Source organism: Pseudomonas sp. Z18(2022) (genome assembly GCF_036346535.1).
GTDB lineage: Bacteria > Pseudomonadota > Gammaproteobacteria > Pseudomonadales > Pseudomonadaceae > Aquipseudomonas > Aquipseudomonas yamanorum_A.
This window is the reverse complement of the sequence record NZ_JAOTOA010000023.1, coordinates 1-26158: the sequence shown is the minus strand read 5'-3', so window position 1 is coordinate 26158 and position 26158 is coordinate 1. Positions and strand designations below refer to the sequence as shown.

Here is a 26158-nt window from a genome sequence, read left to right as displayed (position 1 = left end):
GCGTCCCTGCCCCGTCGCGGCTAAACCGGCGTCCTGCCGGTTTACCCGCTCCGTACTACCTGCGTTCGGCCAGCGTGGTTTAACGGGGCGCCTAAGATCAAGATCAAAAGCAGATCAACAGCAACAGCACAGCGGCCTACAGGCCGGCTTGAGTGTGGTGAAGCAAAATCAAAATCTAAAGCGGGCACGATCCCTGTAGGAGCTGGCTTGCCGGCGATGGTCGTTAACGATGACGTTGGCGTCCTGAATGAACGCGGCGACCTCAGGCTCTTCGCCGGCAAGCCGGCTCCTACAGAAAAGCAGCTCTGTTTTTGCTTTGGCTTTTGCTCTGGCTTCTACCACTCAAGCCGGCCTGTAGGCCGCTGTGCTCTTGCTTTTGATTTTGATCTGACTGCCCCATTCAGCCCGAGGCCGAACGCAGGGATTGAGGAGCGGGTAAACCGGCAGGACGCCGGTTTAGCCGCGACGGGCCAGGGACGGGCCGTCGCGGCGGCCCGCGGAGCAATCCTGGAGTGAGGGAACACCGAGCCTAGGCGAGGTGCCGACAGGCGGGGCAGAGCGTTTTGGTTACTTTGCCGCTTTTGCAAAGTGACTCGCTGTAAGAGCGAAACCATAAGCCGCCGTTACCTGAATAACGGATATGTACGCCCCCCCCCGCCTACCCCTCACAATCAAAAACCTCCCCCCGCCTTACCACACTACCCGCCGCAAGCACCGCCCCCGGCGCCAACACACCATTGGCTCCAACCCGCGACAGGTCCCCCAACAGCGCCCCAAACTTGTCGCACCCGGTACGCTGCAACTGCCCCCCAATACGCACCTGGACCTCCTTGTCATCCCGCTCATTACGGTAGTTGGCAACGATACTCCCAGCCTCCAGATTCACCCCCCGCCCCAACACCGAATCCCCGACAAAGTTGAAGTGCGCCAACTTGCTGCCGCTGAAAACAAAGGACGTCTTGAGCTCCGCACCCGGCCCGAAGATGCAATATTCATCCACCCAGCAACCACCACGAAGGTAAGCCCCGGCAGCGATAAAACAGTGGGCACCAATGATCAGCGGCGCTTTCAACACAGCGCCCGCCTCAACCACCGCCGTACGGTGCACGGCAATCTCGTCATGAATCTCATAGTCATCATCAGACAACCCCGCCAGCAATTGGCGAACAACGCCAGGCGCCTGGCTCACCAACTCCCAGGGAGCAAGATCAACCCAGGGTGCCAGCGGCGAACGGGAAAAATCAGCGATGTAATCGGTGAGTCGAATCAACGTCGAGCCCTCTACAGATCAGAGAAGCCCGAAACGCTAACACCCCCGTCACTGCCCGTCGAGCAGCACCGGCTTGCCCAACTCGCCGATCTTCTCCAGCCGCGCCCGCACAATGTTGCGGCTGATATTCAGCAAGCGCCCGGTCTGCAACTGGTTGCCATGGCAGTAACGATAGGCCGCACGAAAGACCGTCTCTTCGATGTGTTCGTAAAGGTCCGGAATGTTCTGCTCGAACAACGCATTCAGCGCCGCCTCAAGGCTCACCGGCCCGGCGATCGCAGGCGCGGCCTGGTTCGCCTCGTCCTGGCGAATGCCCGAGGAACGCATGTCCACCAGGTGCAGGTCCGGCGGCTGCACCAACTGGTTTCGGCACACCAGCAAGGCATGGTGAATCGCGTTTTCCAGCTCGCGAATATTCCCCGGCCAGCTGTGTTCCAGCAACTTGCGCTCGGCCTCGATACTCAGCGAAGCGCGGTTGTAGCCCAGGCGCTGGCAGTGTTCCTCAAGGAAAAATTCCGCCAGTGGCAGGATGTCCCCCGGCCGTTCCCGCAGAGGCGGCAGGCGGATGGTGGCGACGTGCAGGCGGTAGAACAGATCCTCACGAAAATGCCCCGCCACCACTGCATCGGCAAGGTTCACGTTAGTGGCCGCTACCAGTCGCACATTGATCGGAATCGGCGTGCGCGAACCCAGGCGCACCACTTCGCGCTCCTGCAACACTCGCAGCAGTTTGACCTGCATGTTCAACGGCAAATCGCCAATCTCATCGAGAAACAGCGTGCCGCCGTTGGCCGCTTCGAACCAGCCGGCCTTGTGGGTGGTGGCGCCAGTGAACGCACCCTTCTCATGGCCGAACAACTCGCTTTCCACCAGGGTTTCGGCAAACGCGCCGCAGTTCACCGCCACAAACGGCTCACGCCCGCGACGGCTCAGATGATGGATATGCCGCGCAACCAATTCCTTGCCGGTGCCGGTCTCGCCAATGATCAAGGTGTTGGCCTCACTGGGTGCCAGGCGCTCGATGCGGGCCAGCAGTTCCTGTGAGCGCGGGTCCTTGAAGACCAGCACGGTGGCGCGCACCGACTTGGTCAATTCACGGGCGTTGGGATGGGTAATCAGCGACATGGTGCATTCCTGGCAGTAAAAGCGCGTGTCAATAGTGCATGAAGTTTTCTATACCATTTAATTATTAATTAATATTTATATATGCCTTAAAAGAATATACCAACACATCCCCCTCCACCTGCTGCTGGAGCAGCAATCGGCCAGCACCTGCGTGTGTGCAGATCAACACCAAGCCATTGCCAGCCAGCTTTTCGAAAACCCTCAAAGCCACGGCCTACAAGGCGCGCAGCGCGTTTTTCCGCTGATGGCATGCAATCTGCTCTCTCCCTCCCAACGCCGCCTCCCCTGTAGGAGCTGGCTTGCCAGCGATGAGGCCCTCAGGCCTTGCACCGACCAAACGGACGCCTTCGCCGGCAAGCCGGCTCCTACAGGGGGTCGCGATCACTTAGCAGGGAGATCCCAATGAAAAACTTCTGGCGCAACAGCATTGCCACCGTGTTCGGTGTGCTGGTCAGCACCGGCGTGCTGGCCGAACAGGCGCCACCGGCGTCGGTGAAGATCGCCATCGTCGCCTACACCCAGGGCGGCAAACCGGTGTTCGGCGGCATCGCCGGGCGCGTGATCGAAGACGGCTGGCTCGAAGCGCAACTGCGTGAACGCGGGGTCAAGCTGGAGTGGATCGCCCTGCCCCACGCCGGCGCCGGGCCGCAGATCAACGAAGGTTTCAGCAACAACAGCCTGGACTTCGCCGTGCGCGGTGACCTGCCTTCGGTGATCGCCGGGGCCGGCGGCGTGCCGGGCAAGCTGATCGTGCCCGGTGGCAGCGGCAACAACATCTACCTGGTGGTGCCCGAAGGCTCCACCGCAAAAACCATCGACGACCTCAAGGGCAAGCGCCTGGCGCTGCATCGCGGCCGGCCATGGGAGTTCGCCTTCAGCAACTTCCTGGCCAGCAAGGGCCTGAAGCTCGACGACTTCAAGATCGCCAACCTCAACCCGCAAGTCGGCGCCGCGGCCGTGTCTGCCGGCAAGGTCGACGCTGCGGTGCTGCTCAGCGAGGCCTATGCCCTGGAAGACAAGGGCGTGGGCAAGATCATCTGGTCCACCAAGCAAGGCAACAACGACTGGCGCCTGGTCTCCGACCTGTGGGGCACCGACAGCTTCGTGCAGCAGCACCCGGACATCACCCAATTGCTCGCCACGGCCTGGGTGAAAGCCGCGTGGTGGATTTCCCAGCCGCAGAACCAGGACGCCTATTACCAGCTGTCTTCCCGCGCCGGCACCGCCGAAAGCGTATTGCGCCGCGACGACCAGGACGACCCGGTGGCCTGGAAGGATCGCTGGGCGCCGAAAAGCGACCAGCAACTCAAGGCGCACTACCAGGCCCTCACCACCTACGCCCTGGCCAATCACCTGATTCGCAGCACCTACGACATCGGCCCGTCACTGGCCACCGGCTTTACCAACCAGGCCCTGATCGACCTGAAACTCACCGACTACTGGCCGGCCCTGCATGGCCAGGTCAGCACTAATCCGTAATAGGGAAATTAAGCATGAAACTGTCGCACTCCTTTGCCTTTGGCCTCAGCGTCCTGGCCCTGTCCATGAGCGTGTTTGCTGCCGACACCTACGCCCCCAAACCCGACCCGCTGCAAGGCGATGGCCGCGTCTCGGCGTTCTACACCTGGGAAAAAGCCATCCCGACGGTTCCCGGCAAACTGCTGCGCAGCGAGCCCCTGGATAACACCTTGAGCCTGGCCAATGCCGCCAGCGCCCAGCGGATTCTGTACACCTCCACCGACGGCATCGATAACAAGACGCCGGTGGTGGTGTCCGGCGCGCTGTTCCTGCCAAAAGGCACGCCGCCTGCCGGTGGTTGGCCGGTGGCGAGCTGGGGCCATGGCACCGTGGGCGTGGCGGACGTGTGTGCACCGTCCTGGCAAGGTCGCTCGTACCGTGACGTGGCCTACCTCAATCGCTGGCTGGCCGAAGGTTTTGCCGTGGTCGCCACCGACTATCAGGGCCTCGGCGTGCCCGGCGGCCACCCCTTGCTGAACAGCCGCATGGCTGCCTACGGAATCCTCGACGCCGCCAAGGCCGTGGTGGCCGGCGTACCTGGGCTGGCCGACAAGGTGTTGATCGTCGGCCAGTCCCAGGGCGGTGCCGGTGCCTTCGCCGCCGCAGCCTATGCCGCCACCTACGCCCCGGACCTGGGAGTGAAAGGCAGCATCGGCACCGGTGTGATCTACACCCTCGACTACGCGAAAAACCCCAGCGAAGAAGTGCGCAACAAGGTCGACCCCACCCTGGCCTACGGTTTCTACACCTTGCTCGCCGCCCAGCAATACGACCCGAGCATCAACCCGGCCGACTTCTACACCGAAAAAGCCCTGCCGATTTTCGAGCAGGCCCGCACCAGTTGCCTGTTCGCCCTCGAAGGCGACGTGGAAGGCCTGGGCCTGAGCATCGCCAACACCAAGAAAGACTACAAGGGCAAGCAGCTCGCCCCGTGGCTGGCGCAAGTGTCCTACCCGACGTTGAAAACCTCGAAGCCAATCTTCATCGGCACCGGTGCCGAAGACACCACCCCGGCCGCCGCGACCCAGGTCAAGCTGATGCAGGACGCGTGCAAGGCCGGCTCCATCGTCGAAGGCCACCTGTACAAAGGCCTGGGCCACAGCGCCACGGTCAATGCATCACTCAAGGACTCGATCCCGTTTGCCCACAAGGTCATCAACGACCAGCCGATCACCCCGATCTGCGCCCCGACCGCGCAATAAGCAGGAGGCTTGCATGAGCATCGAATTCTTCACCCGCCTGCCGTTGCACGGCGAAACCCAGTTCCTGCCCGGCGACCCACGCAACCGCGGCGACTGGCATCGCGGCGGGCCCAGCACCGGCGCAGTATCGGGTTTCAGCGTAGGTGATCACTTCACCTACATCGACTACCTCGGGCAAATCGCCAGGGCCGCAGAAATCAACGGCTTTGGCGGTGCGCTGATGGTCAACGCGCCCACCGGCGAAGAGCCGTGGACCGTCTGCGCGCTGCTGGCCCGGGAAACCCGCACCCTGCAATTCGTCACCGCGTTCCAACCCTACCACTACACCCCGTGGGTGGCGGTGCAGCAGGCGGCCACCTACCAGCGCGCCACCGGCAACCGCCTGGTGTGGAACATCATCAACGGCGGCTCGGACGCGATCCAGCGCCAGGTGGGCGACTTCAGCGACCACGATGAACGCTACGCGCGCGCCACCGAATTCATGGACGTGGTCAAGGGCTATTGGCACAACGAGTCCTTCCACTACGACGGCAAGTTCTACAAGGCCGAGGGTGGCGGCCTGCGCGGGCCGTTGAAGAAGGCCCGGTTGCCGCTGATCTGCACCGCCGGTTCGTCCATCGCCGCCCGGGAGTTTGCCGCCAAGCATGCTGACTTCTACCTGATGCGTGCCGAACACCCGGACGAGATCGCCGCCCTGATCGCCGACCTGCGCGAGCGCGCGTTGAAATGGGGCCGCACCGACATTCGCTTCGGCCTGTCGATTGACGTGATCACCCGGGAAACCGAAGAACTGGCCCGCACCGAAGCCAAGCGTTTCTTCGACGAAGGCATCGCCCGGGGCGCGGTCAAGGCCGTGGCGGCCCATGCCGGGTTGCGTACGGCGCGCAAACTCAGCTACGAGCACGGCTTCAGTGAAAAAACCGAGACCCAAAGCTTCGACGACTTCTTCATCCACCCCAATGTATGGACTGGCTTGGGCTACATCGGCATCCCGCCGGGCTGTGCGCTGGTGGGCAGCTACGAGAACGTGGTGGCAAGGATTCGCGAGTACAACGCCATCGGCATCGACCTGTTCTTCCTCGCCGGCTACCCGCATCTGGAAGAGGCCTATCGCCTGGGCGAGCACATCCTGCCGCACTTTCGCAGTGAACGCGCCGAGCTGAGTCGCCCTCAGGAGCCCGTGCTGGAACTGCGCTCCGCCAACGGCCCGGCCGGAGTCTGATGCCATGAGCCTACTGCTTAGCCGCCGGGACTTTCTCGGCTACAGCGTGACCGTCGGCGGCGGCTTGCTGCTGGCCGGTTGCGGCCCCGCAGACACGCCCAAAAGCGTTGCCGGCAACGATCAGCCACGCTATGGCGGGCGCCTGCGCCTGGGCATCCTGGATGGCAACCAGAGCGGCAACCTCGATGCCCACAAGCCCGTGGGCAGTGGCATCGTTCGCGGCTTTGCGCTGTACAGCAAGCTGTGGGAATGGGACGAGCAGATGCAACCGCGCCTGGCCCTGGCCGAATTTGCCGAGCCGAATGCCGACGCCAGCAGCTGGACCCTGCGCCTGCGCCCCGGCCTGGAATTCCACAACGGCAAGACCATCGATGCCGATGACCTGATCTTCTCGATCCGCCGCCTCACCGACCCGCAACTGGCCTCGCCCTACGCGGCGCTGCTGCACTGGGTGGACCGTGACAACCTGGTCAAGCTCGACAACCGCACCGTGCGCCTGAGCTTTCGCGACGGCCGCAGCTACATGCCGCTGGCAGAAACCTGGGTCAACTTCGGCGGCATCGTGCCGGTGGATTACCACCCGGTCACCAACCCGGTGGGCGCCGGGCCCTACAAGCTGAAAAGCTTCACCCCCGGCCAGCGCTCGCTGTTTACCCGCTTCGAGAACTACTACAAGGACGGCAAGCCCTACGCCGATGAGCTGGAAATCATCGACTTCAAGGACCAGGTTTCGCGCCTGGCCGCCCTGCGCTCCGGGCAAATCGACATGGCCAACGTGATGCCCACCGAACAGCTGCCGATCCTGCAAAAGGACCCGCGCCTGAAGGTGATCACCTCGGTGACCGGCAACTGGCTGTCGTTCGACATGAACCTCGACAAGCCACCGTTCAACGACCCACGGGTGCGCGAAGCGTTTCGCTTGATGGCCGACCGTGAAGAGCTGGTACGCCGTGCCCTGAACGGCCAGGGCCGGGTGGCCAACGACCTGTATGCACCCAGCGACCCGACCTTCAACCACGACCTCGGGCCGCGCCCCTACGACCCGCAACGCGCGGCGCAACTGCTCAAGGACGCCGGCCAGGAAAACCTCGAGGTGGAATTGATCACCACCCCGGGGCCGGGCTTGAGTTCGGCGCTGGTGCTGGCCGAACAGGCCAAGCGCATCGGCGTGACCCTCAAGGTCAAGCAGGTGGATTTGGCGACTTTCCAGGGGCCGCTGAAAAACGACTGGACCCTGAGCACCGGCGGCAGCATCGGCGCGCCGTTCCTGGCGAGTGCGATCCATACCGACGCGCCGTTCGCGGTGTCCAACAAGACCCACTTCAACGACCCGCAATTCAGTGAGCTGTTCCTGGCCGCCATGGCCCAGCCCGACCTGGAAAAACGCAAGGCCCTGGTGCATCAGGTCCAGCAGATCCAGTACGAGCGCGGCGGGATGCTGATCTGGGGCTACGCCGACTTGCTCGACAGCGTCTCCACCCGCGTCGGCGGGGCGCAGTCGGAAGAGTCGCTGTTCAGCACCTGGCGCTTCGAAAAGCTCTGGCTCAAAGACACCGCCTGACCCACTTACACCGCATCGCCCTGTAGGAGCCGGCTTGCCGGCGATGACGTCCGGTCGACCGGCGCAGGGCTCAAGGGCCTTATCGCCGGCAAGCCAGCTCCTACAAGGGACCGTGCGCTCTTCATTCTTTTTATGGGGCATTTCTGCCATGCACGCTATCGCCTTGCGTTTACCTCTGCTGCTGGCCGCAAGCCTGCCAATCCAGGCCTTTGCCGCCGATACCCAACTGCAAACCGTGACCGTGCAGGCCAGTGCCAGCCAGTCCGATGACGACGCCCTGCCCACTCGCCCGCCGACGTCGGTGTACGGCGGCACCGAGACCAAGGTCCTCGATACGCCCCGTTCGGTGGTGCAAATCAACGCCGAGCAGTTGGCCAACGACTCGATCCGCAGCGCCGACGACCTGGTCAAATACGCCCCCGGCATCACCCGCGGCGGCGGCCAGAACGCCGGCATCGCCCCGCAGTTTCGCGCCCAGGGCTCGGAGGTGTTCCAGGACGGCCAGCGCGCCTACGGCGTGCGCCACCCGGCGAATTTCAACGCCTATGAAGGCGCCGACATCGTCGCCGGGCCATCCTCGGTCACCTACGGTTCGGTGTCCGGCAGCGGCGGTTATGTGAACTACCTGAGCAAGAAGCCGAACTTCAACGAGTTCAAGACCAAACTCAGTGGCGAACTGGGCTCGTGGATACCGGACGGCACGTCCCGCAGTTCCAACAAGTTCAGCATCGACAACACCGGGCCCTTGAGTGACAACCTGGCCTACCGCCTGAGCATCACCAAGCAGCGCCAGCAGGACTTCTACGACAACGTCGACAACAACTTCGACGCCTTCTACGGCGCCCTCGCCTGGCGCAACGACAACGTGCGGGTGGACTGGAACGCCAGCTACGACAACTACTACGACTACAACATCACCCACGGCTGGAACCGCGCCACCCAGGACCTGGTGGACAACGGCAAGTATTACGCCGGGCGCGCCACGCCGATTATCCAGAACGGCAACACCCTGTGGTCGCCGGTGCTGGCCTCCGGCGCCGCCGATGCGCCGACCCTCGGCTGGGTCAAACGCCAGCGCAATGCCCAGGGCCAATACAGCGTGGTGGACGGCAGCTTCCAGACCGCCTCGCCCAACACCCAGAGCAACCCCGGCAGCCTGCGGGGCTGGGTGTATGACCCGACGCTGGCGGGCAATGGTGAGCGCTCGCTGTCCTCGCAAACCGGGCAACGCAAGGAAGATGAAAGCAGCTCGCGACGCTTTACCACGCAACTGCGCATCGAGGCCGACCTGTCGCCCACCATCACCGTGGCCAACAGCACGTTCTACCAACGCTCCAAAGACATCACCGATGCCGTGGGTTCGTTCCAGGTGCAGTCCAAAGACAACATCTTCGACAACCGCTTCGAATTCCGCTCGCGTAATGAAACCCGCCTGGGCGGCTGGACCCTGCGGGATGACAGCAACACCGGCCTGATCTATCGCCGGGAATTCAACCAGTCGATCGCTGCCAACAACAGCTTCGGCTCCACCATCAATGCCTATGACTTGACCCAGGACCCTTCGGGCAAGAACTCCGGCGATCTGCTGGGCCTCAACGGCGCCAACCCCGCCGGCGGCAATGGCGCCTGGATCGGCCAACCCGGCGTGCCGCAGTACTCCAACTACTACGGCTGGCTGAGTCTGCCGCCGATGTACCCCGCCGGGCACGGGCTCTACGCCGAGTCCGTGGCGCCCTACACCGCCGAAAGCACCTGGACCACCAAGACCCTGTTCAGCCAGCACAACCTCAAGTACGGCGATTATTTCGGCCTGAACATCGGTGCCAGCCGCAGCTGGATCGAGGCCGAGATCGACAACCCGTTCGTGCTCGCAGGCGGCAACCCGCGCAAGGACAGCGACAACTACCGGCTGTTCGCTTTCCAGGTCAGCCCCTACGTCAAGCCCACGGAAAACACCACGCTCTACTACACCTTCGATCGATCGCTGGCGGTCAACACCGGGTTCTTTTCCAACGGCCTCGGTTGGGGCAGCGGCAGTGGCGCGAACCTGCTCAATCCCCTGGCGTTCCAGAGCCTGAGCGTATTGCACGAAGTGGGCGTGAAAGTGGAAGCGGTGCCTAACCAGCTGTTCATGACCCTGGCCGCGTTCAAGCAGGCCCGGGACCAGGCGCCGGACAGCAACAACAGCATCGCGCGGCTGGTGATCAAGGGCGTGGAGGCCACCGTGCGCTACCAGCCGGATGACCACCTGCGCAGCGGCTTGAACCTGTCCAAGCTCAACGCCTACAACGAATTCACCTCCCAGGCAGGCTTTGCCTCCGCCGGGTTCGTGCCCGACAACGGCACCGTATTCGGCGACAACAACAGCCTCAACCAGCGGCCTTCCGGGCGTTTCGACGCGGTGCAGATTCCTGAATACACCGCCAGTGGCTACGTCGACTACCGCTTCGACTCGGGCTTTGGCGCCGAGCTGTCCGGCTGGTGGACCAGCAACTGGTACCTGAACCTGAGCAAGACCGTAAAGATCCCCAACGAATACAACCTCGACCTTGCCGTGTACTACCGCCAGCCGCAGTGGAGCACCACCTTGCGCGTGCTGAACCTGACCAACGAACTGAATTTCGTCAGTGGCCTGGCCGGCTCCACCAACACCTTCCTGCAACCGATGCCGGGCCGCACCTTGCTCGCCCAGGTCGACTACCAGTTCTAACCCTCAAAGGAGCCCCACCATGTCCATCGAATTTGTCGGCATGATCTTCCCCCGCCAATGGTCCGAAACCCGTGGCGTGCGCAGCCCGGATTTCGACCTCGAGTTTATCCGCCACCACGCCCGCGCCCATGAACACGCAGGCTTTGACCGGGTGCTGATCGCCAGCGGGCCCGTCAGTGCAGACAGCTTGCAGATCGCCGCCTATGCGGCAGCGCACACCGAGCGCCTGGGCTTCATGATCGCCCACCGCCCGGGGCTTACCGCGCCAACCGTCGCAGCCCGTGCGTTTGCCACGCTGGATCACACCACCGGCGGTGGGCGTATTCGCCTGCACGCCATCACCGGCATCACCGCCGAACCCCAGGAAGGCGACTTCCTGCTGGACAAGACCGAGCGCTACCAGCGTACCGACGAATACCTGGAGATTGTGCGACGCACCTGGACCGCCGAAGAGCCGTTCGACTTCGAGGGCAAGTACTTCAACATCAAGGGCGCGTTTTCGCCGGTCAAGCCGCTGCAACAGCCGCATATCCCGATTTCGTTTGGCGGCTCGTCGGACATTGCCTATCAGATCGCAGTCAAGCATGCGGATTTGTACGCGCTGTGGGGCGAGCCGTTGAGCGGTGTGGCGGAGCAGATTGCCAAGCTCAAGGCAGCGGCCAGTGCGGCCGGTGTGCAGGCGCCACGGGTGAGTTTGTCGGTGCGCCTGATATTGGGGGCGACCGAGGAATTGGCGTGGCAGCGGGCCGAGCAGATCCTGGCGCAGATCAAGGCCAATCCGCAGTTTGCGGCGGGCAGTCCGTGGCAGAAGAGGATCAAGGGCACGGGGTCGGAGCGGTTGTTGGCGGCGGCTGCGCTGGGGGATCGGCATGATCGGGCGTTGTGGATGCCGACGGCGACGGCTGTTGGGGCGTATGGCGACACCACGGCGTTGGTAGGCACACCGGAGACCGTGGCCCAGGCGCTGCTGGATTATGTGGATCTAGGGGTCACGACGTTTTTGAACCGGGGGTATGACCCGCTGTATGACACAGTGGATTATGGGCGGTGGATCATTCCGGCGGTGCGCGAGGCCGCGCGTAGGCGCAAGGTCGCGTAACGGCGGCCAACGCCATCGCCGGCAAGCCGGCTCCTACAGGCGATGGCGCCCCCACAGACACACCCTGAGCCAAAAGCCCGCCGCAAATCTCGACGTTCCGCACTAGCCTTTCCTGCCTGTATTCACAACAGGAGGACAAGGAATGTCCACGCTTCCCCACGCCAAACACCTACGCTGCGGCCGCTATTCCGAACCCGGGCAGATTTACATGCTTACGGCAGTCACCCAGCACCGCGATCCTGTCTTTGCCGATTGGCGGGTCGGCCGACTAGTCGTTCATCAATTCCGCCAGGCCCAAACCGAAGGCTTGGCTGACTCTCTCGCCTGGGTCGTCATGCCTGATCATTTCCATTGGCTGGTTGAGCTCAAGCACAGCACGCTGGCGCAACTGATGCTTGCAACAAAGTCCCGCAGTGCACGAGCGGTTAACGCGCACTTGGGGCGCTCGGGGCGTTTCTGGCAGAAAGGTTTTCACGATCGGGCAATTCGCCGGGAGGAAGACCTGCAGGCCGTGGCTCGTTACATCATCGCCAACCCAATACGGGCGGGGCTGGTGCGGCGGGTACATGACTATCCGCTGTGGGATGCCATTTGGGTGTGAACGGACGGACGCCATCGCCGGCAAGCCGGCTCCTACACGAAACCTGTAGGAGCCGGCTTGCCGGCGATCACTGCGCAGCAGTGCCAGTCAACCCAGCGAGGGCGAATGCTCCAGCAACGTCTGCGTATACGCCGCCTGCGGCTGATCCAGCACGCTATCCACCGCGCCCTGCTCCACCACCCGCCCCACCTTCAGCACCAGCACCCGGTCAGCAATCGCCCGCACCACGCCCAGGTCATGGGTGACGAACAACAACGTCAACCCGTCCCGCTGCAACTGGCGCAGCAAATCCAGAATCGAGGCCTGTACCGAGACGTCCAGCGCCGAGGTGATCTCATCGCAGATCAGCAGCTTCGGTTCACACAGCAACGCCCGGGCAATCGCCACGCGCTGGCGCTCACCGCCGGACAGGCTGTGGGGATACAACCCGGCCACCGACGCCGGCAGCGACACCCGCTTGAGCACCGCCTCCACCCGCTCCCGCGCCGCAGCACCTTTCACCGCAAAGAAATGCTCCAGCGGTGCACTCAAGGTCTGATACACCGTCTGCCGGGGATTCAACGCCCGATACGGGTTCTGGAAGATGTACTGAATCTGGTGCCGCAACTCCGCCTCGCGCTGCCGTGCCTGTAGCGGCAACGGCTGCCCGGCATAACGCAGCTCGCCTTCGGCATTCTCCCCCAGCCCGGCAACGGCCCGCGCCAGGCTGGTCTTGCCGGAACCGGACTCGCCCACCAGCGCCAGGCATTCCCCCGGCAGCAACTGCAGCGACACGTCAAACAGCACCTGCCGGTCATACGCCACGTTCAACCCGCTGATCTCCAGCAAGGCGGTATCGGTGCGCGCATCCACGGCGGCAATCGGCGTCAGGGCGATGCGCTGCAACGGCTGATCATGGGGCGCGAAACACGCCACTTCATGCGCCGCCGACAGCGTCTGTAATAACGGTTCCTGCTGTGAACACTCAGGCCGGAAACGCTCACACCGTGGCCCGAACCCGCAGCCTTGCGGCCGCTGCCCCGGCGCAGGTGCATGCCCGGCAATCGCGAGCAACTCACGGCGCCCGGCCACATCGGGAATCGCCGCCAGCAAGCCCCGGGTGTAGGGATGGGACGGCCGGCTGAACAACCCTTCCCGGGTGGCCGTTTCAACAATCCGCCCGGCGTACATCACCATCACCCGGTCCACCAGGTCCTTGATCACCGCCAGGTCATGGGAAACATACACCGCCGCCACGCCCTGGCTTTTGCACAAGCGGCGCAAGGTGGCGAGGATGTGCGCCTGGGTGGTGACGTCCAGGGCGGTGGTCGGCTCGTCCAGCACGATCAACCGGGGCCGCAGCACAAACGCCAGGGCCAGCATGACCCGCTGTTGCTGGCCGCCGGACAGTTGATGGGGAAAGCGCCGTAAAAACTCCGGATCATCCGGCAGGCCGACATCACGCAAGGTTTCAATAATTCGCTGTTGCTGCGCAGGCTTGTCCAACTGCAGTGGGTGCACCGCCAGGGTTTCGCGCAGCAGGCTGCCAATGCGCAGCGCCGGGTTGAGCGCGGTGGCCGGGTCCTGGGCGACGTAGCCGATCAGGCTGCCACGGGCGCGGCGCAAGGCTTCACCTTCCAGGCTCAACAGCGCCTGGCCGGCGATATGCACCTGGCCACCGACAATCCGCGCACCGCGCCGGGCATGGGCCAGCAGCGCGGTGGCCAAGGTGGTCTTGCCGGAACCCGACTCACCCACCAGCCCAAGGATTTCGCCAGCCTGCAGGCTGAAAGACACCCCGGACAGCACATCCACCTGCCCCGGCAACTCAACCCGCAAGCCGCTGACCTGCAGCACCGTCGTCGTAATCTCCGCAATTGCATTCATGGCTGTTTTTCTCCCAGGCGTGCGCTGCTGCGGCCAATGCCTTCGGCGAGGATATTGGTGCCATAGGCAAATACGCCGATCAGTACGGCGGGGGCCAGCACCGCCCAGGGCTGTACCAGTAAACCTGCCTGGTTTTCATTGATCATCAAGCCCCAGTCCGCCGTCGGCGGCGCCACGCCATAACCGAGGAAACTCAGGCCCGAGAGCATGCCCACGCCCCAGGTCAGCATGTTGCCGAAGTGCACCAGCAACGGCGTCAGGATGTTCGGCAGGATTTCCTTGAACAGGATCCGCCGTCGCGAGTAGCCCATCATCTGCGCCGCCTCGACAAACTCCTGCCCCGCCACTGCCACCGCACTGGCCCGCGCCAGGCGAATCACCCCGGGAATAAATGCAATCGATACGGTGAGCACGATCAACCACGGTGCACGGCCCAGCATCGAGACAATCAACAACACCAGGATCAGGTCGGGAAACGCCAGGGACACGTCCGCCAGCCAGGTGATCAACTGGTCCAGGCGCCGCCGCGAGAGCCCTGCGAGCAAGCCGAGGGTGCTGCCCACCGCCAGGGCAATGCTTGCCGCCGCCACTGACATCCACAGCACCGACAGGCCACCGCTGAGCAGCCGCGACAACACGTCATGCCCCAAAAAGTCATAGCCCAGCAGCGCCCACCCCGTCGGCGCGCCGTACACCGGCCCGACCATGTCCGTCGAGCCATGGGGCGCCAGCAATGGCCCCAGCAGCGCCACAGCGATCACCAGCAGGGTGATCAGCGCGCCCTTGCGGGTTTGCGGCTCAGCCAGCCAGCGGGATACTCGACTCTTGCTCATGCATCACCTCGGGAGCGCCGCCACCATGGGGTAATGCCCCGGCGGTTGCGCGAAATCAGGGTCACACGACGGGCCGTGCGCAGCTTGGGCGTGAGCAGCACCGTCAACAGGTCGGCCAGCAGGTTGATCAACACCACTGCAAGCGTGATCACCAGCACGATGGCCTGGATCATCGGCAGATCACGCATCTGGATCGCCGCGTTGAGTGCCGTACCGATGCCCGGGTAGCTGAAGATCACTTCCGCCAGCACCGCGCCGCCAATCAACGTGCGCAGGGTCAGCGCCACGCCTTGAATCGCCGGCACCAGCGCATTGGGCAAGGTGTGCCGCCACACGATCCGCCAGTGGGGAATGCCCCGCAGCCGTGCGGCAATCACGTAGTCGGACTCCAGTGCATCGATCATCGCCGCACGCACCATGCGCGTGAGGTACGGCAGCGCCGACAGACTCAGGGCCAACACCGGCAGCACCAGGAACGGCAACTGGCGCCACAGCGACTGGTCCGGATCGAGGATCGACACCGCCGGCAACCAGTCCATATGCGGCATGGAAAACAGCAACACCAGGCCGATGGCCAACAGGAAGCCCGGCGTGGCCTTGAGGAAAATCAGCAACGACAGGCTCCAGCGGTCGAGGTGGCTGTCACGACGCAACGCCAGGTACACGCCAAGGGCCAGCGCTGCCGGCACCACCACGGCGATCACCCCGGCGAGCAACGCCAGGGTGTAGCCGAAACGCCCCCACAGGATGCTGCTGACCGGCGCGTTGGAGTCCAGTGACACCCCCAGGTCGCCGCTCAGGACCGAGCCGAGCCAGCGCAGGTACTGCCGCAGGATCGGCTGGTCCAGCCCCAGTTGATGTTGCAGGGTGAGGATACTTTGCAGCGGCGCGTCGGGGCCAAGAATCACCCGGGCCGGGTCCGAGGGCAGCGCCTGGGTGGCGATAAATACCACCAGGCTGATCACCCAGGCGGTCAGCAGGCCGTAGCCCAGCCGACCAATAAACCAGGCCAGCCAGGCCGGCGTTCGCAGGGGTTTAGACATGGTTCAACCACAGCTCGTCAAAGCGCCAGGAGGCGAAGGTGGTCTGTTCCGGCGTGAGGCCGCCGACCCGCACCGAAGCGGCGTCCAGCACATCGTTGAAGCCCCAGATCAGCAGCCCGCCGCGTTCGTGTTGAATCTGCTGGGCCTCGTGCACCAGACCTTTGCGCAATTGCAAGTCCGGCTGGGCCAGGGCCTGGCGGTACAGCGCGTCGAAACGCTCGTCGTGGAAATTGCTGCGGTTGTAGATCGCCAATGGCGCGTCGTTATGTAAAGCCGACGCGAGGAAGCCACGGGCCGGTGTCGAACCCGGTGAAAGTTGCCATTGCTCACGCTGCGGGCCGTTGAATACGGCGCCGTCGACCTGAGTCACACGCACCTCCACGCCCGCCTTCTTCGCCTGCTGGGCAAACACCAGCGCGGCATTCACGCCGGGGCCCGACGGGGTGGTCAGCTCCACCCGCAGATCGGTCTGCCCGGCCTGACGCAGCAGCGAGCGCGCCTGTTCCAAGTCATGGGGACGCTGAGCGATGTCATGGTTATAGGTGGGATCGTGGGGCGAATACAGGTCGTTGGCGATGCGCCCAAAACCGTTGAGCCCACGGTCCACCAGCTCCTGCCGATCGGCCAGCAGACGGAACGCCTGGCGCACCCGCACGTCATCAAACGGCGGCTTGGCCAGGTTCAGGTTGAACCCGGTGAACGAGGTGCTGGGCGACACGCACAGCGACAGGCGCGAGTCGGCCTTGAGCAATGCGCTGTGCTCGGCCTGCACCCCGCTGGCGACGTCGATCTGCCCGGCCCGCAAGGCCGCGACCCGCGACACCTGGTCCTTGAACTCGATGATTTCCAGTTCGTCGGCATAGGGTTGGCCGGGCTTGTAGTAATTCTCGAATCGGCTGTAGAGCGAACGCTGGCCGGGCACAAAGCGCTTGAGCTTGTAGGGGCCGGCGCCCACCGGATTGGTGATGGGGTCGTAGTCGGTGGGCACGATGCCGCCGAAGCTGATCAGGGTTTCATCCAGCGGGAAGAAACTCTGGCCCTGTTTGAAGCGGATTTCGATGGTGCGTTCATCCAGCTTGCGCAGCGCATTGCGGTCGATGGCGCCCACCAGCCCGGCAAACGGCGAGGCGAGTTTCGGGTCGGTGAGGCGCAGCAGCGAGAACAGCATGTCGTCCGCGCCGATGGTCTTGCCGTGATGAAACTCAAGCCCGGGCTTGATGCGGATGGTCCAGGCGCTGGCGTCGGCGTTCGGTTCCGCGAACTCGGCCAGGGCCAGGCGTGTACTGACGTCGGTGTTCCACTCCCAGAACTTGCTGTACAGCGCCCAGCCGCGAATGATCCCGCCGCCTACCGGTTTATGGGCATCGAGGTTGCCGGACTGGTCGCCGTCGATGATGCCGATGCGCAGGCGTCCACCGGTGGTCGGTGTGGTCGACATCAGCGCCGCTGGCGCTGCACCGCTGTCGCAGCCACCCAGCAGCAAACCGCCGCCAATGGCCAGGCTGTTGCCGAGAAACACCCGGCGGGAAAATCCTTCGCTCATCAGTTACGCCTCTTGGTGTTGCACGGCGTTCAGACGCGGCACTTCAAAACCGTGGTCCAGGCCCAGCAGCGGGAATAGCAGGTCCGCCACCCGGTGCGCTTCATCGATCAGCGGGAAGCCCGACAGGATGAACGCCGAAGTGCCCTGGGCTTCGTACTCGCGAATGCGCTCGGCCACCTGCTCGGCGCTGCCCACCAGATACGTGCCGGCGGCCGGGCCGAGGATGTTGAAGCCGAACAGGCTCGGGCCCAGCCATACGTTGGGGTAGATCTCCAGGTCGCGGGCCTTGGGCAGGCGGCCGGCGCGAATGGTCTCGACGTTGCGCTGGGTTTGCGGGTCGTCGCTGTGGAAATCCTCGAAGCTCACTCCGGGTGGCAGTTGACGTTCGATGGCAGTGCGGGCGGTTTGCAGCGAGGTGCGTTGCAGCAGTTTCTCGGCGTGGGCCCAAGCCTCTTCTTCAGTCTCGCGCACGATGATTTGCAGGCGGGTGCCGAAGGTCAGGTCGCGGCCGATCTTTGCGGCTTCGGCGGCGACCTTGCGGAACTTGTCACCCAGTTTTGGCGGCGTATTGGCGAAGCTCAGGTACACGTCGAGCAACTGCACCGAGTGTTCAACCCCCGGGCCCGACGTGCCGGCGCCCCACAGCGGGATGCCGGGTTTCTGGTACGGCGGGTGCCAGCCGCCCAGCGGATGTTTGGCCGCCCCCGGCGCACGCGGGGCGAGCTTGATGTATTCGCCGTCGTAGCCCCGTGTATCCCCGGCGTAAAAGCCCTGGAAAGCGCGCCAGTATTCGAGGCTGAAGGCGTAGCGTTCATCGTGCGGGTAATGCACACCGAGGGTCGCCAGGCCCGCGTCGTTACCGTTGACCACGTTGAACAGCAGGCGGCCATTGGAGAACTGGTCGAAGGTCAGGGCCCATTTGGCCAACACCGCCGGCGACAGTTCGCCCGGGTGTTGCGCCACCAGGAAACGCAGGCGCTGGGTGGCGTCGATCAGCGAGGCGGCCACCGCCAGGCTTTCATTCGGGCTGGAACCCAGCAGCGAGCCGTAATAGCCGAGGCGATCACTGGCGACCGCTAATTGCTTGAGGTGTTGGAAGTCCGTTTTCCAGCGCCCTTCAGGCTCCCACGGATAAGGCCCATCGGGCGTGGTGAGGTACCAGAGAATCTTTACAGCCATGACAGACATCCTTGAATGGAACCGCCCCTTGTAGGAGCCGGCTTGCCGGCGATGACGGTGGCACATCCAACAGGAATGTCGCCTGATGCACCGCGATCGCCGGCAAGCCGGCTCCTACAGGGGTCGTGGTGGTTTCAGTCACCGTGATGAGGGTGTGTTCAGTTTTTGCGGTCGATGGCGGGGACCAGGCCCAGCGCCGTGGCCTGCTCAAACAAGCCACTCATCTTCCACTGCTGGGTCAGCACGCCCGGGCCGTAAGCCCGCGAACCACCCAGGGCGTCCGCCAGCAATTGCAGCTGCGCGCCCTCCTCCAGCAACAGGATGAATTCAGCCGTGGCCCGCAGCCCTTGCTTGCCCCACACGGTGGAGCCGCCATTGGCTTCGAGGATCGCCAGGTTGAAGGGGTTTTCGGCGATCTTGTCGAGGATGAAATCCACTTCCTGCTGGCGACGGTCGATGTACACCGGCAGCTCGCGCGCCAGCTGGTAGCGCTGCACCGGCACGTAATGGAACGGCAGCGTGCGATGGGTCTGGGCCCAGGCACCAAGGTACGGCGAGTGCACGTGGGACACGGTGGTCACGTCCGCATGCTGCTGGAACAGCTTGGTGTAGCGCCCCAGGCCGCCCTTGCCTTTGCCGAAGATCACGTTGCCGGCAAAGTCGGTGACGGTGGCTTGCAGCGGCTTGCGGTAGTTCCACGGGCCGCCGTAGTTGACCGACACCAGCAGTTCCTGGCCCGGCACACGCTCGATAAAGCCCACGGTGCCATTGGCGGTGATGGTGTTTGTTTCACGGAAGACGGTGAAGGCTTCTTCGGCTTCCAGCAGGACTTTGTCGATGAAGCCCTGCAGTTCCTGGGTGATCGGTTGGGCGTGGACAATGGCAGTCATGGCAGTTTCTCCGGGTTCAGGCGCGGCGCTTGGCCAACAGTTCATGGGCAGCTTGCAGGGGGCGCGGGTCGACCCAGTCGGCGATTGCAAAATCGCGCTCCAGGAAGCCGTGCAGGTACAGGAAGTCTTTCTGGACACCGAGAAAATCCAGGCGCTGGGCCGACAGGTCCGGGGCCAGGGTGGTATGGAAATCACCGCGATAGGCCTCGGCCACCCCGGCACTGCCGGCGCGGGTTTCTTCTTCGAGAATCGCGTTCAGGCCGTCGCGATTGTTCGCAGCCCAGTCAGCCGCGCTGAGGGTTTGCGCGAGGAATCGCACCACCAGGTCAAAGTGGTTGTCCAGCAGGCTCTGGTGGACAGTGATCGGGCGCGGCGTGCCGTTGTTGATGCGGTAGCGCGGCTCGGCGATCAGGTCCAGGTCGATGCCCACCACCAGGCCCAGACGACGGGCAGCGTCGGCAGCCGAAGCGCCCTTGACGTACACCGCGTCCACTTCGCCGCGAGCCAGGTAATCCAGGCCCGACCACAGGCGCTGCAAACCTTCCTGAGGGTTGCTCGCCTGTTCCTGATCGTGCAGCGCGACCTCCACCAGTTGCACATCATCAAAGCCCAGGCCGGCCAGGCTCAGCGCGCCTTTATAGCCGTGCAGGCTCATGGCCCGGGCGATACTGCCCGGGCGGCTGTCGCCCCACGCCGGCAAGGCCAGGCGCTTGCCTTTCAAGTGTTCGGGACGCGTGATGCTGGAGTCCGGGCGGACCAGAATGGTCTGCCATTCCTCGATCCAGGTCAGGCCGATCAAACGGCTCGGTGCACCGGCGGCACGGGCGGCCAGTGCCGGCACGTTACCGCCTTCGCGAAACAGCCCGGGCAGTTCGTGATCGTAGTGGTGATGGCCCAACTGGCGGGCCTCCTGCAGGGTCGAGACCGGCAGACCGTCGGCGGCGAATTCTTCGCTCAACCAACCAAGTTTGTAGGCGATGCCGGAAGCGGTCGGCACCGGGCAGCGGGTAAACCAGATCTGCTCAAGCGCAGGCTTGGGCAGGACGGCGGAAAGGGTCATGGGCAGCTCCATTGAATTGGGCAAGGCAGTCCATGGAGGTATTGCAGAGGCCGTGCCAATTGGCCAAAGCCCCGGTTTGCAAGGCTTTGGCGCAAACGGCCAAAGCGCGGTTGCTGGCCTGTCAGCAGCACTGCTGCTGATCCAGCAGTCACCCGTTCACCACTGCTTCCCCAGCAACACCCCGTTATCGCAGGCCCCGCCAGGCGTGGTTTTCGGCATTGGCGCAGAACTTGCTCAAGGCACCTTCAATGCCCGACATCCAGCGCAATCCCCTGTAGGAGCTGGCTTGCCAGCGATGGACTCAAGTGCACCGCGTAAACCCGTCAGTACACGTCATCGTTAACCACCATCGCTGGCAAGCCAGCTCCTACAGGGGGCTTACACACACGGGCCACATCAAGGGAAGAAACTATGAGTACGTTCGAACAGGTACCGGTACGCCAACTGCACAGCGAGGCCGAGGCGATTGCCGCAGCCAAAGAGATCGCCGTGGAGATCGCCGCGATCGCCGCCGACAGCAGCCAGAACGGCCAACTGCCGTGGCGCCAGGCGCAATTGCTGTCCCAGAGCGGCCTGACCGCCATCGGCGTGCCCAAGGCATTTGGCGGGCTGGGTGCCTCGGTGCAAACCATCGTCGAAACCGTGCGCCTGGTCTCGGTGGCCGATGGCGGTGTGGGGCAGTTGCTGCAGATTCACAACGTGATGCTGCGGGGCATCTTCAACGGTTATCCGGATACGGTGCGTGATCGCCTGGTGGCTGACGTATTGGCCGGCAAGCGCTTTGGCAACGCCCTGGCGGAAGTCGGCGGCAAGAACAAGTTCGCCCTCAAGACCCGCGTCGAGCGGCGTGCCGACGGCAAGCTGGTGCTCAATGGCAGCAAGTTCTACTCCACCGGTTCCTACCTTGCCGAGTGGATCTCCCTCACCGCCGCCTCCGATGACGGCGGTGCCGGCGTGCTGCTCAACCGCAACGCGCCGGGCCTGACCCTGGTGGACGACTGGGAAGCCTTCGGCCAGAAAAACTCGGTCAGCGGCACGGTGAATTTCGACAATATCGAACTGGATGAAGACTTCGTCTCCCGGCGCAAGGGCCCGATGAAACGCACCGGGCTGACCTTTCCGCAGATCCTGCATGCGGCGATCGATACCGGGATTGCTTCCGGCGCGCTGAGCGCTGCGGTGGACTACCTCAAACACAACGCCCGGCCGTGGGTGGAAAGCGGCGTGGACCACGCCAATGAAGAGCCGCACATCATCAAGCAGATCGGCGAATACGCGGTGGCCCTGCGCGCCGCCGAATCACTGCTGCGGGATGCGGCGCGGGTGTTTGACGCGCATGAACGGGACCCGGAAAACAAGGAACTGCAGGACGAATTGATCCTGTCGGTGGCCACCGCACGGGCGCATTCAGACAGCGCGTCGTTGAAGATTTCCAGCGATATCTTCTCGTTGCTCGGGGCCAGCTCGTCACTGAGCAAATGGAACCTGGACCGGTTCTGGCGCAACGCCCGGGTGCACACCACCCATGACCCGATTCGCTGGCGCTTGCACCATGTGGGCAACTACTACCTGAACGGGATTGATCCGGGGGAGTACACGGCGATCCTCAACGCCAAGGAAACCCAGGGGGCGACCACTCGCTAGACCCGCCCAACACATCCCTGTGGCGAGGGAGCTTGCTCCCGCTGGACTGCGTAGCAGGCCCAGTTTTTGGGGTCGCTTCGCAACCCAACGGGAGCAAGCTCCCTCGCCACAGTTTGGGAACGATCAATAACCCCCCAACGAGCTTTTCATGATCGAAAAACACCCTCTTCTGCGCAGCCTGGCGATCTACCGCGAAATGCCCTGGCGCTTCGCCCTGGTCGCCGGGCTGTTCGTAGCCATCAACCTCGGCCTGGTCTGGCAACAATGGCTGATCGGCCATGCCGTCAACGACGTGAGCGCCGGCCGCGCGGTGATCCGCCAGGCCGACGGCAGCCTCGACGCGAGCCTCGGCTGGCACTGGTTGTGGCTGATGCTTGCCGTGGCCCTGGGCCGTGGCGTACTGCAATACGCCGCCAGCGTACTGTCCCTGGTGCTCAGCCAGGAACTGCTGACGCGCCTGCGCGAACGCATCCTGGCCCAGGTACAAAGCCTGCACCTGGGCTACCACTGGCAGCACGGCATGGGCGAGATGATCACCCGTACCACCCGTGACGCCGACAAGGTGCGTGACGCCCTGATCACCTTCTGGCGCCAGGTGGTGGAAACCCCGCTGGTGGTGCTGGCCACCGTCGGCCTGTTGAGCTGGTACAACCCGTGGCTGGGGCTGGTACCGCTGCTGCTGACCGTCACCGGGCTGTGGATCTTCGTGCTGCAAACCGAACGCCTGGTTGAACTCGACCGCAGCGTCGGCGCGGCCTACGACCGGGTCAACCAGGACCTCAGCGAAGGCATCGGCGGCGTGCGGGTGATCAAATCCTTTGCCCTTGAACAGAGCCGTATCCAGGGCTTTTCCGAACAAGTGGCGGTGTTCGCCGGGCTGGCCCGCCAAGCCTTGGCGTACTCCAGTTCACGTATTCCGCTGCCCCAGGCAGTGGTCGCCCTCGGCCATGTGTGGATCCTGGTCTACGGCGCCCACCTGGTGGCCGCCGGCCAACTGGGCATTGGTGAACTGGTGACCTCGCTGCTGATCGCCACCACCCTGGTGTTTCGCATCGAAGGCATTGGCCGGGTGATGCAGACCTTCGCCGATGCCCGGGCCAGTGCCGAGCGCATCTGGCAACTGCTGGACGCCCCGGCCGCCATACGCAGCGGCAGCGCCACCCTGCCCGCTTCGCCCCTGGGGCTGCGCCTGGCGCACGTCAGTGTGAGCGCTCCAGGCGGTGGCCGGGACATTCTGCATGACTGTTCGCTGACCCTGGTGCCCGGTGAAATTGTCGCGCTGGTGGGCGCCACCGGTACCGGGAAAAGCCTGCTGGCCAGCCTGCTGCCGCGTCTCACGGATGTCAGCGCCGGGCGTGTGTTGCTCGGTAACGACGACGCTGGCTGGCAAGACATTCGTGAACTCGACCTCGGCTCGCTGCGCCAACGGGTGCATGTGGTTCCGCAAGAGAGCTTCCTGTTTGCCGGCAGCCTCGCCGCCAACCTGCGCCTGACCGCCCCCGACGCCACCGATGAGCAACTGCACGAAGCCCTGCGTCTCGCCGCGGCCGACGATATCTTGCTGCGCCTGCCCCACGGCCTGGCCACGCCGCTGGGTGATCGCGGCGTAACCTTGTCCGGTGGCCAGCGCCAGCGCCTGTGCCTGGCCCGGGCGCTGCTGGGCAAACCGGACATCCTGTGCCTGGACGACGCCACCAGCGCCCTCGACGCCATCAGCGAACGCCACGTGCTGAATAACCTGCGGGACTTGCGCGGCACCACGGTGCTGGTGATCTCCAGCAAGCTGTCGACCATCCTCCTGGCCGACCGGGTGCTGATGCTGGCGCACGGCAAGATCGCCGCCGCAGGCCCCCACGCCGAGCTGCAACACACCAACCCGCACTACCGCGACCTGCTGGGGATCGACCATGGCTAATCCAATCGCCGGCAAAGCCTTGAGCGATATCGAAATTGAAGAAATGCTCGCAAAAAAGGCCCTCGACCGCAGCATGTTCAAACGCTTGCTGCCGCTGCTCAGGCCAATCCGCCGCTCGATTGTCGCAGTGATCGGCATTGAGCTGTTGCTGGTGTTCACGGTGTTTTTGCGCCCCTGGTTCGTGCGTGAACTGCTGGACCGTGGCTTGATTCAACAAGCCGACCACTGGCTGCTGGATGAGCGCCTGGTGCTGTGGCTGGGCCTTGGGCTGGCCGCCAGTTGGCTGGTGCGCTTCCTGCTGGCCGGGGTCTCGCAGTTTGTCGCCGGAAGCGCGGCGATCCGCGTGCTGAATGCCCTGCGGGTGCAGGTGTTTGCGCATGTCCAGGGCTTGAGCGTGAGCTACTTCGACCAGACCCGTGCCGGGCGGATCATTTCCCGGGTTGACCGTGATGTGGACGCCCTCGAACCGCTGGTGATCCAGGGCCCGCCGGAATTGCTCGGGGCCGTGCTGCGCTGCGGCCTGGCGTCGGTGATGCTGTGGCGGATCGACCCGCGCTTCTTCCTCAGCCTGGCGGCCACCGTACCTTTGCTGGTGCTGGCGACCTGGAGTTTCAAGCGGATTTCCCAGCGCAACTGGGCCAGGGTCGCGGAAAACCGCAGCCGCTTTACCGCGCACCTGGTGGAAAGCGTCAGCGGCGCGCGGATGCTGCAGCAGTGCGCCCAGGAAGCGCCGAACCTGCTGCGTTATCGCGGGCTGCTGGACGACTTCAACCACGCGCTGATTCGCGGCAGCCTGCGGTCGGGGTGGTTTGCGCCCTTTACGGCGCTGCTGAGTTCGGCGGGGATCGCACTGTTGCTGCTGGTGGGCGGCTATGGGCTGGCGGCGGGTGAAGTGTCGGTCGGGCAAATGGCCGAGAGTCTGTTCTACGTGTTTTTGTTTTTGGGGCCGCTGCAGGAACTGTCGGATCTGTTTGAGCGGTATGCCACCGGGTCGGCGTCGGCGCAGCGGATTTTCCTGTTGCTGGATACCCAGGCGCAGATTACCGACAGCGTGGCGCCCCGTCATTTGGGGCGGGCGCGGGGTGAGGTGCGTTTTGAAAAAGTGGACTTCAGCTATGTGCCGAGTGCGCAGGCGCCGGTGATCGATGGCCTGGATTTGCATATTCCGGCAGGTGAGGTGTTGGCGATTGTCGGGCCTTCGGGGCATGGGAAAAGCACGCTGGTGCAGTTGCTGACGCGGTTTTATGAGGTGCAGTCGGGCGCGGTGCGGCTGGATGGAATTGACGTGCGGGAGCTGGGCCAGCATGCGTTGCGGCGCAATGTCGGGGTGGTGTTGCAGGACAATGTGTTGTTCAGCGGGAGCATTCTCGACAACTTGCGGCTGGCGGCGCCGTTGGCGGATGACGCGACATTGATCGCGGCGGCCCGGGAGCTGGGGGCTGATGAGGTGTTGGAGCGGTTGCCGCATCAGTACCACACCGAAGTCGGGCCCCTGGGCGCACATTTGAGTCATGGGCAGCGGCAGCTCGTTTGCCTGGTGCGAGCGTATCTGGCGGACCCGGCGGTGCTGGTGCTGGATGAGGCGACTTCGGCGGTGGATATTCACACGGAGCGACGGATTCAGCGGGCGTTGCGCAGGCTGTGTCTGGGGCGCACGGCGATCATCATAGCCCACCGGTTGGCGACCATTCGGGACGCGGACCGGATTGCCGTGGTGAGGCATGGGCGGGTTGTGGAGCTTGGGGCGCATGATGCGTTGATTGAGCGTGGGGGGGCTTATGCGGCGTTGTATCAGACGTATTTGCGGGGTGCTCAGGTGGGGGGGTTGGTGGCTGGGTGATGGGGGGCATATCCGTTGCTGCGGTCAGGGCCGCTAT

The 26158-nt window shown here is 64.0% G+C and carries 19 protein-coding genes; 10 read left to right on the top strand and 9 right to left on the bottom strand.

What is annotated here, in order from left to right; translation table 11 throughout:
• Positions 1 to 658: 658 nt before the first annotated feature.
• Together V3W39_RS28545 and V3W39_RS28540 are read right to left on the bottom strand one after the other, a co-directional pair.
• Entirely contained in the window at positions 659 to 1270 is a 612-nt protein-coding gene (locus V3W39_RS28545) for an LpxA family transferase (RefSeq protein WP_259201230.1), read from the bottom strand.
• 48 nt (positions 1271 to 1318) lie between these two features.
• Positions 1319 to 2395 (bottom strand): sigma-54 interaction domain-containing protein, encoded by a 1077-nt coding sequence (locus V3W39_RS28540; RefSeq protein ID WP_177079976.1) that lies wholly within the window; start codon positions 2393 to 2395, stop codon positions 1319 to 1321.
• 402 nt (positions 2396 to 2797) lie between these two features.
• Between V3W39_RS28540 and V3W39_RS28535 the strand changes: the two genes are divergently transcribed.
• The 7 genes from V3W39_RS28535 (at position 2798) to V3W39_RS28505 (ending at position 12308) form a co-directional block, all read left to right on the top strand.
• The gene (locus V3W39_RS28535; protein ID WP_177116297.1) at positions 2798 to 3874 is read left to right on the top strand and encodes an ABC transporter substrate-binding protein; all 1077 of its coding nucleotides are present in this window, start codon (positions 2798 to 2800) and stop codon (positions 3872 to 3874) included.
• A 14-nt stretch (positions 3875 to 3888) separates the two neighbouring features.
• Positions 3889 to 5115, top strand: a complete 1227-nt coding sequence (locus tag V3W39_RS28530; RefSeq protein WP_177079978.1) for an alpha/beta hydrolase family protein — start codon at positions 3889 to 3891, stop codon at positions 5113 to 5115.
• Between the two features lie 13 nt (positions 5116 to 5128).
• Entirely contained in the window at positions 5129 to 6337 is a 1209-nt protein-coding gene (locus V3W39_RS28525) for an LLM class flavin-dependent oxidoreductase (protein ID WP_177116296.1), read from the top strand.
• Positions 6338 to 6341: 4 nt separating this feature from the next.
• On the top strand, positions 6342 to 7898 hold the full coding sequence (locus tag V3W39_RS28520) for an ABC transporter substrate-binding protein (RefSeq protein ID WP_177121403.1): 1557 nt from the start codon (positions 6342 to 6344) through the stop codon (positions 7896 to 7898).
• Positions 7899 to 8046: 148 nt separating this feature from the next.
• A complete protein-coding gene (locus tag V3W39_RS28515) occupies positions 8047 to 10608 on the top strand; it encodes a TonB-dependent receptor plug domain-containing protein (RefSeq protein ID WP_330213804.1) in 2562 nt (853 codons plus the stop codon).
• Between the two features lie 19 nt (positions 10609 to 10627).
• A complete protein-coding gene (locus V3W39_RS28510) occupies positions 10628 to 11707 on the top strand; it encodes an LLM class flavin-dependent oxidoreductase (RefSeq protein ID WP_330213803.1) in 1080 nt (359 codons plus the stop codon).
• A 142-nt stretch (positions 11708 to 11849) separates the two neighbouring features.
• Entirely contained in the window at positions 11850 to 12308 is a 459-nt protein-coding gene (locus V3W39_RS28505; protein WP_177079983.1) for an REP-associated tyrosine transposase, read from the top strand.
• 87 nt (positions 12309 to 12395) lie between these two features.
• On the opposite strand, the gene V3W39_RS28500 is transcribed toward V3W39_RS28505, so the two are convergent.
• From V3W39_RS28500 to V3W39_RS28470, 7 genes are all read right to left on the bottom strand, one after another.
• Complete coding sequence (locus V3W39_RS28500; protein WP_177116293.1) at positions 12396 to 14174, bottom strand: dipeptide ABC transporter ATP-binding protein; 1779 nt, start codon at positions 14172 to 14174, stop codon at positions 12396 to 12398.
• Positions 14171 to 15007: an ABC transporter permease gene (locus V3W39_RS28495; protein ID WP_177079985.1), complete on the bottom strand. Its 837-nt coding sequence runs from the start codon at positions 15005 to 15007 to the stop codon at positions 14171 to 14173. The genes V3W39_RS28500 and V3W39_RS28495 overlap by 4 nt, the downstream gene beginning before the upstream one ends.
• Complete coding sequence (locus V3W39_RS28490; protein WP_330213802.1) at positions 15004 to 16050, bottom strand: ABC transporter permease; 1047 nt, start codon at positions 16048 to 16050, stop codon at positions 15004 to 15006. The genes V3W39_RS28495 and V3W39_RS28490 overlap by 4 nt, the downstream gene beginning before the upstream one ends.
• Entirely contained in the window at positions 16043 to 17593 is a 1551-nt protein-coding gene (locus V3W39_RS28485; RefSeq protein ID WP_177116292.1) for an ABC transporter substrate-binding protein, read from the bottom strand. The genes V3W39_RS28490 and V3W39_RS28485 overlap by 8 nt, the downstream gene beginning before the upstream one ends.
• A gap of 3 nt (positions 17594 to 17596) precedes the next feature.
• On the bottom strand, positions 17597 to 18772 hold the full coding sequence (locus V3W39_RS28480) for an LLM class flavin-dependent oxidoreductase (RefSeq protein ID WP_330213801.1): 1176 nt from the start codon (positions 18770 to 18772) through the stop codon (positions 17597 to 17599).
• 158 nt (positions 18773 to 18930) lie between these two features.
• Positions 18931 to 19662 (bottom strand): class II aldolase/adducin family protein, encoded by a 732-nt coding sequence (locus V3W39_RS28475; protein ID WP_177079989.1) that lies wholly within the window; start codon positions 19660 to 19662, stop codon positions 18931 to 18933.
• 16 nt (positions 19663 to 19678) lie between these two features.
• Complete coding sequence (locus V3W39_RS28470) at positions 19679 to 20722, bottom strand: ABC transporter substrate-binding protein (RefSeq protein ID WP_330213800.1); 1044 nt, start codon at positions 20720 to 20722, stop codon at positions 19679 to 19681.
• A 411-nt stretch (positions 20723 to 21133) separates the two neighbouring features.
• Here V3W39_RS28470 and V3W39_RS28465 point away from each other — a divergent pair, with 411 nt between their 5' ends.
• The 3 genes from V3W39_RS28465 to V3W39_RS28455 all read left to right on the top strand — a co-directional run bounded on the left by V3W39_RS28465 (position 21134) and on the right by V3W39_RS28455 (position 26121).
• A complete protein-coding gene (locus V3W39_RS28465) occupies positions 21134 to 22366 on the top strand; it encodes an acyl-CoA dehydrogenase family protein (RefSeq protein WP_177131241.1) in 1233 nt (410 codons plus the stop codon).
• A 148-nt stretch (positions 22367 to 22514) separates the two neighbouring features.
• Positions 22515 to 24281 carry an ABC transporter ATP-binding protein gene (locus V3W39_RS28460; RefSeq protein ID WP_330213799.1) on the top strand — a complete coding sequence of 589 codons (1767 nt, stop codon included), beginning with the start codon at positions 22515 to 22517 and terminating at the stop codon, positions 24279 to 24281.
• The gene (locus tag V3W39_RS28455) at positions 24274 to 26121 is read left to right on the top strand and encodes an ABC transporter ATP-binding protein (protein WP_177116290.1); all 1848 of its coding nucleotides are present in this window, start codon (positions 24274 to 24276) and stop codon (positions 26119 to 26121) included. The genes V3W39_RS28460 and V3W39_RS28455 overlap by 8 nt, the downstream gene beginning before the upstream one ends.
• The last annotated feature ends 37 nt before the right edge of the window (positions 26122 to 26158 follow it).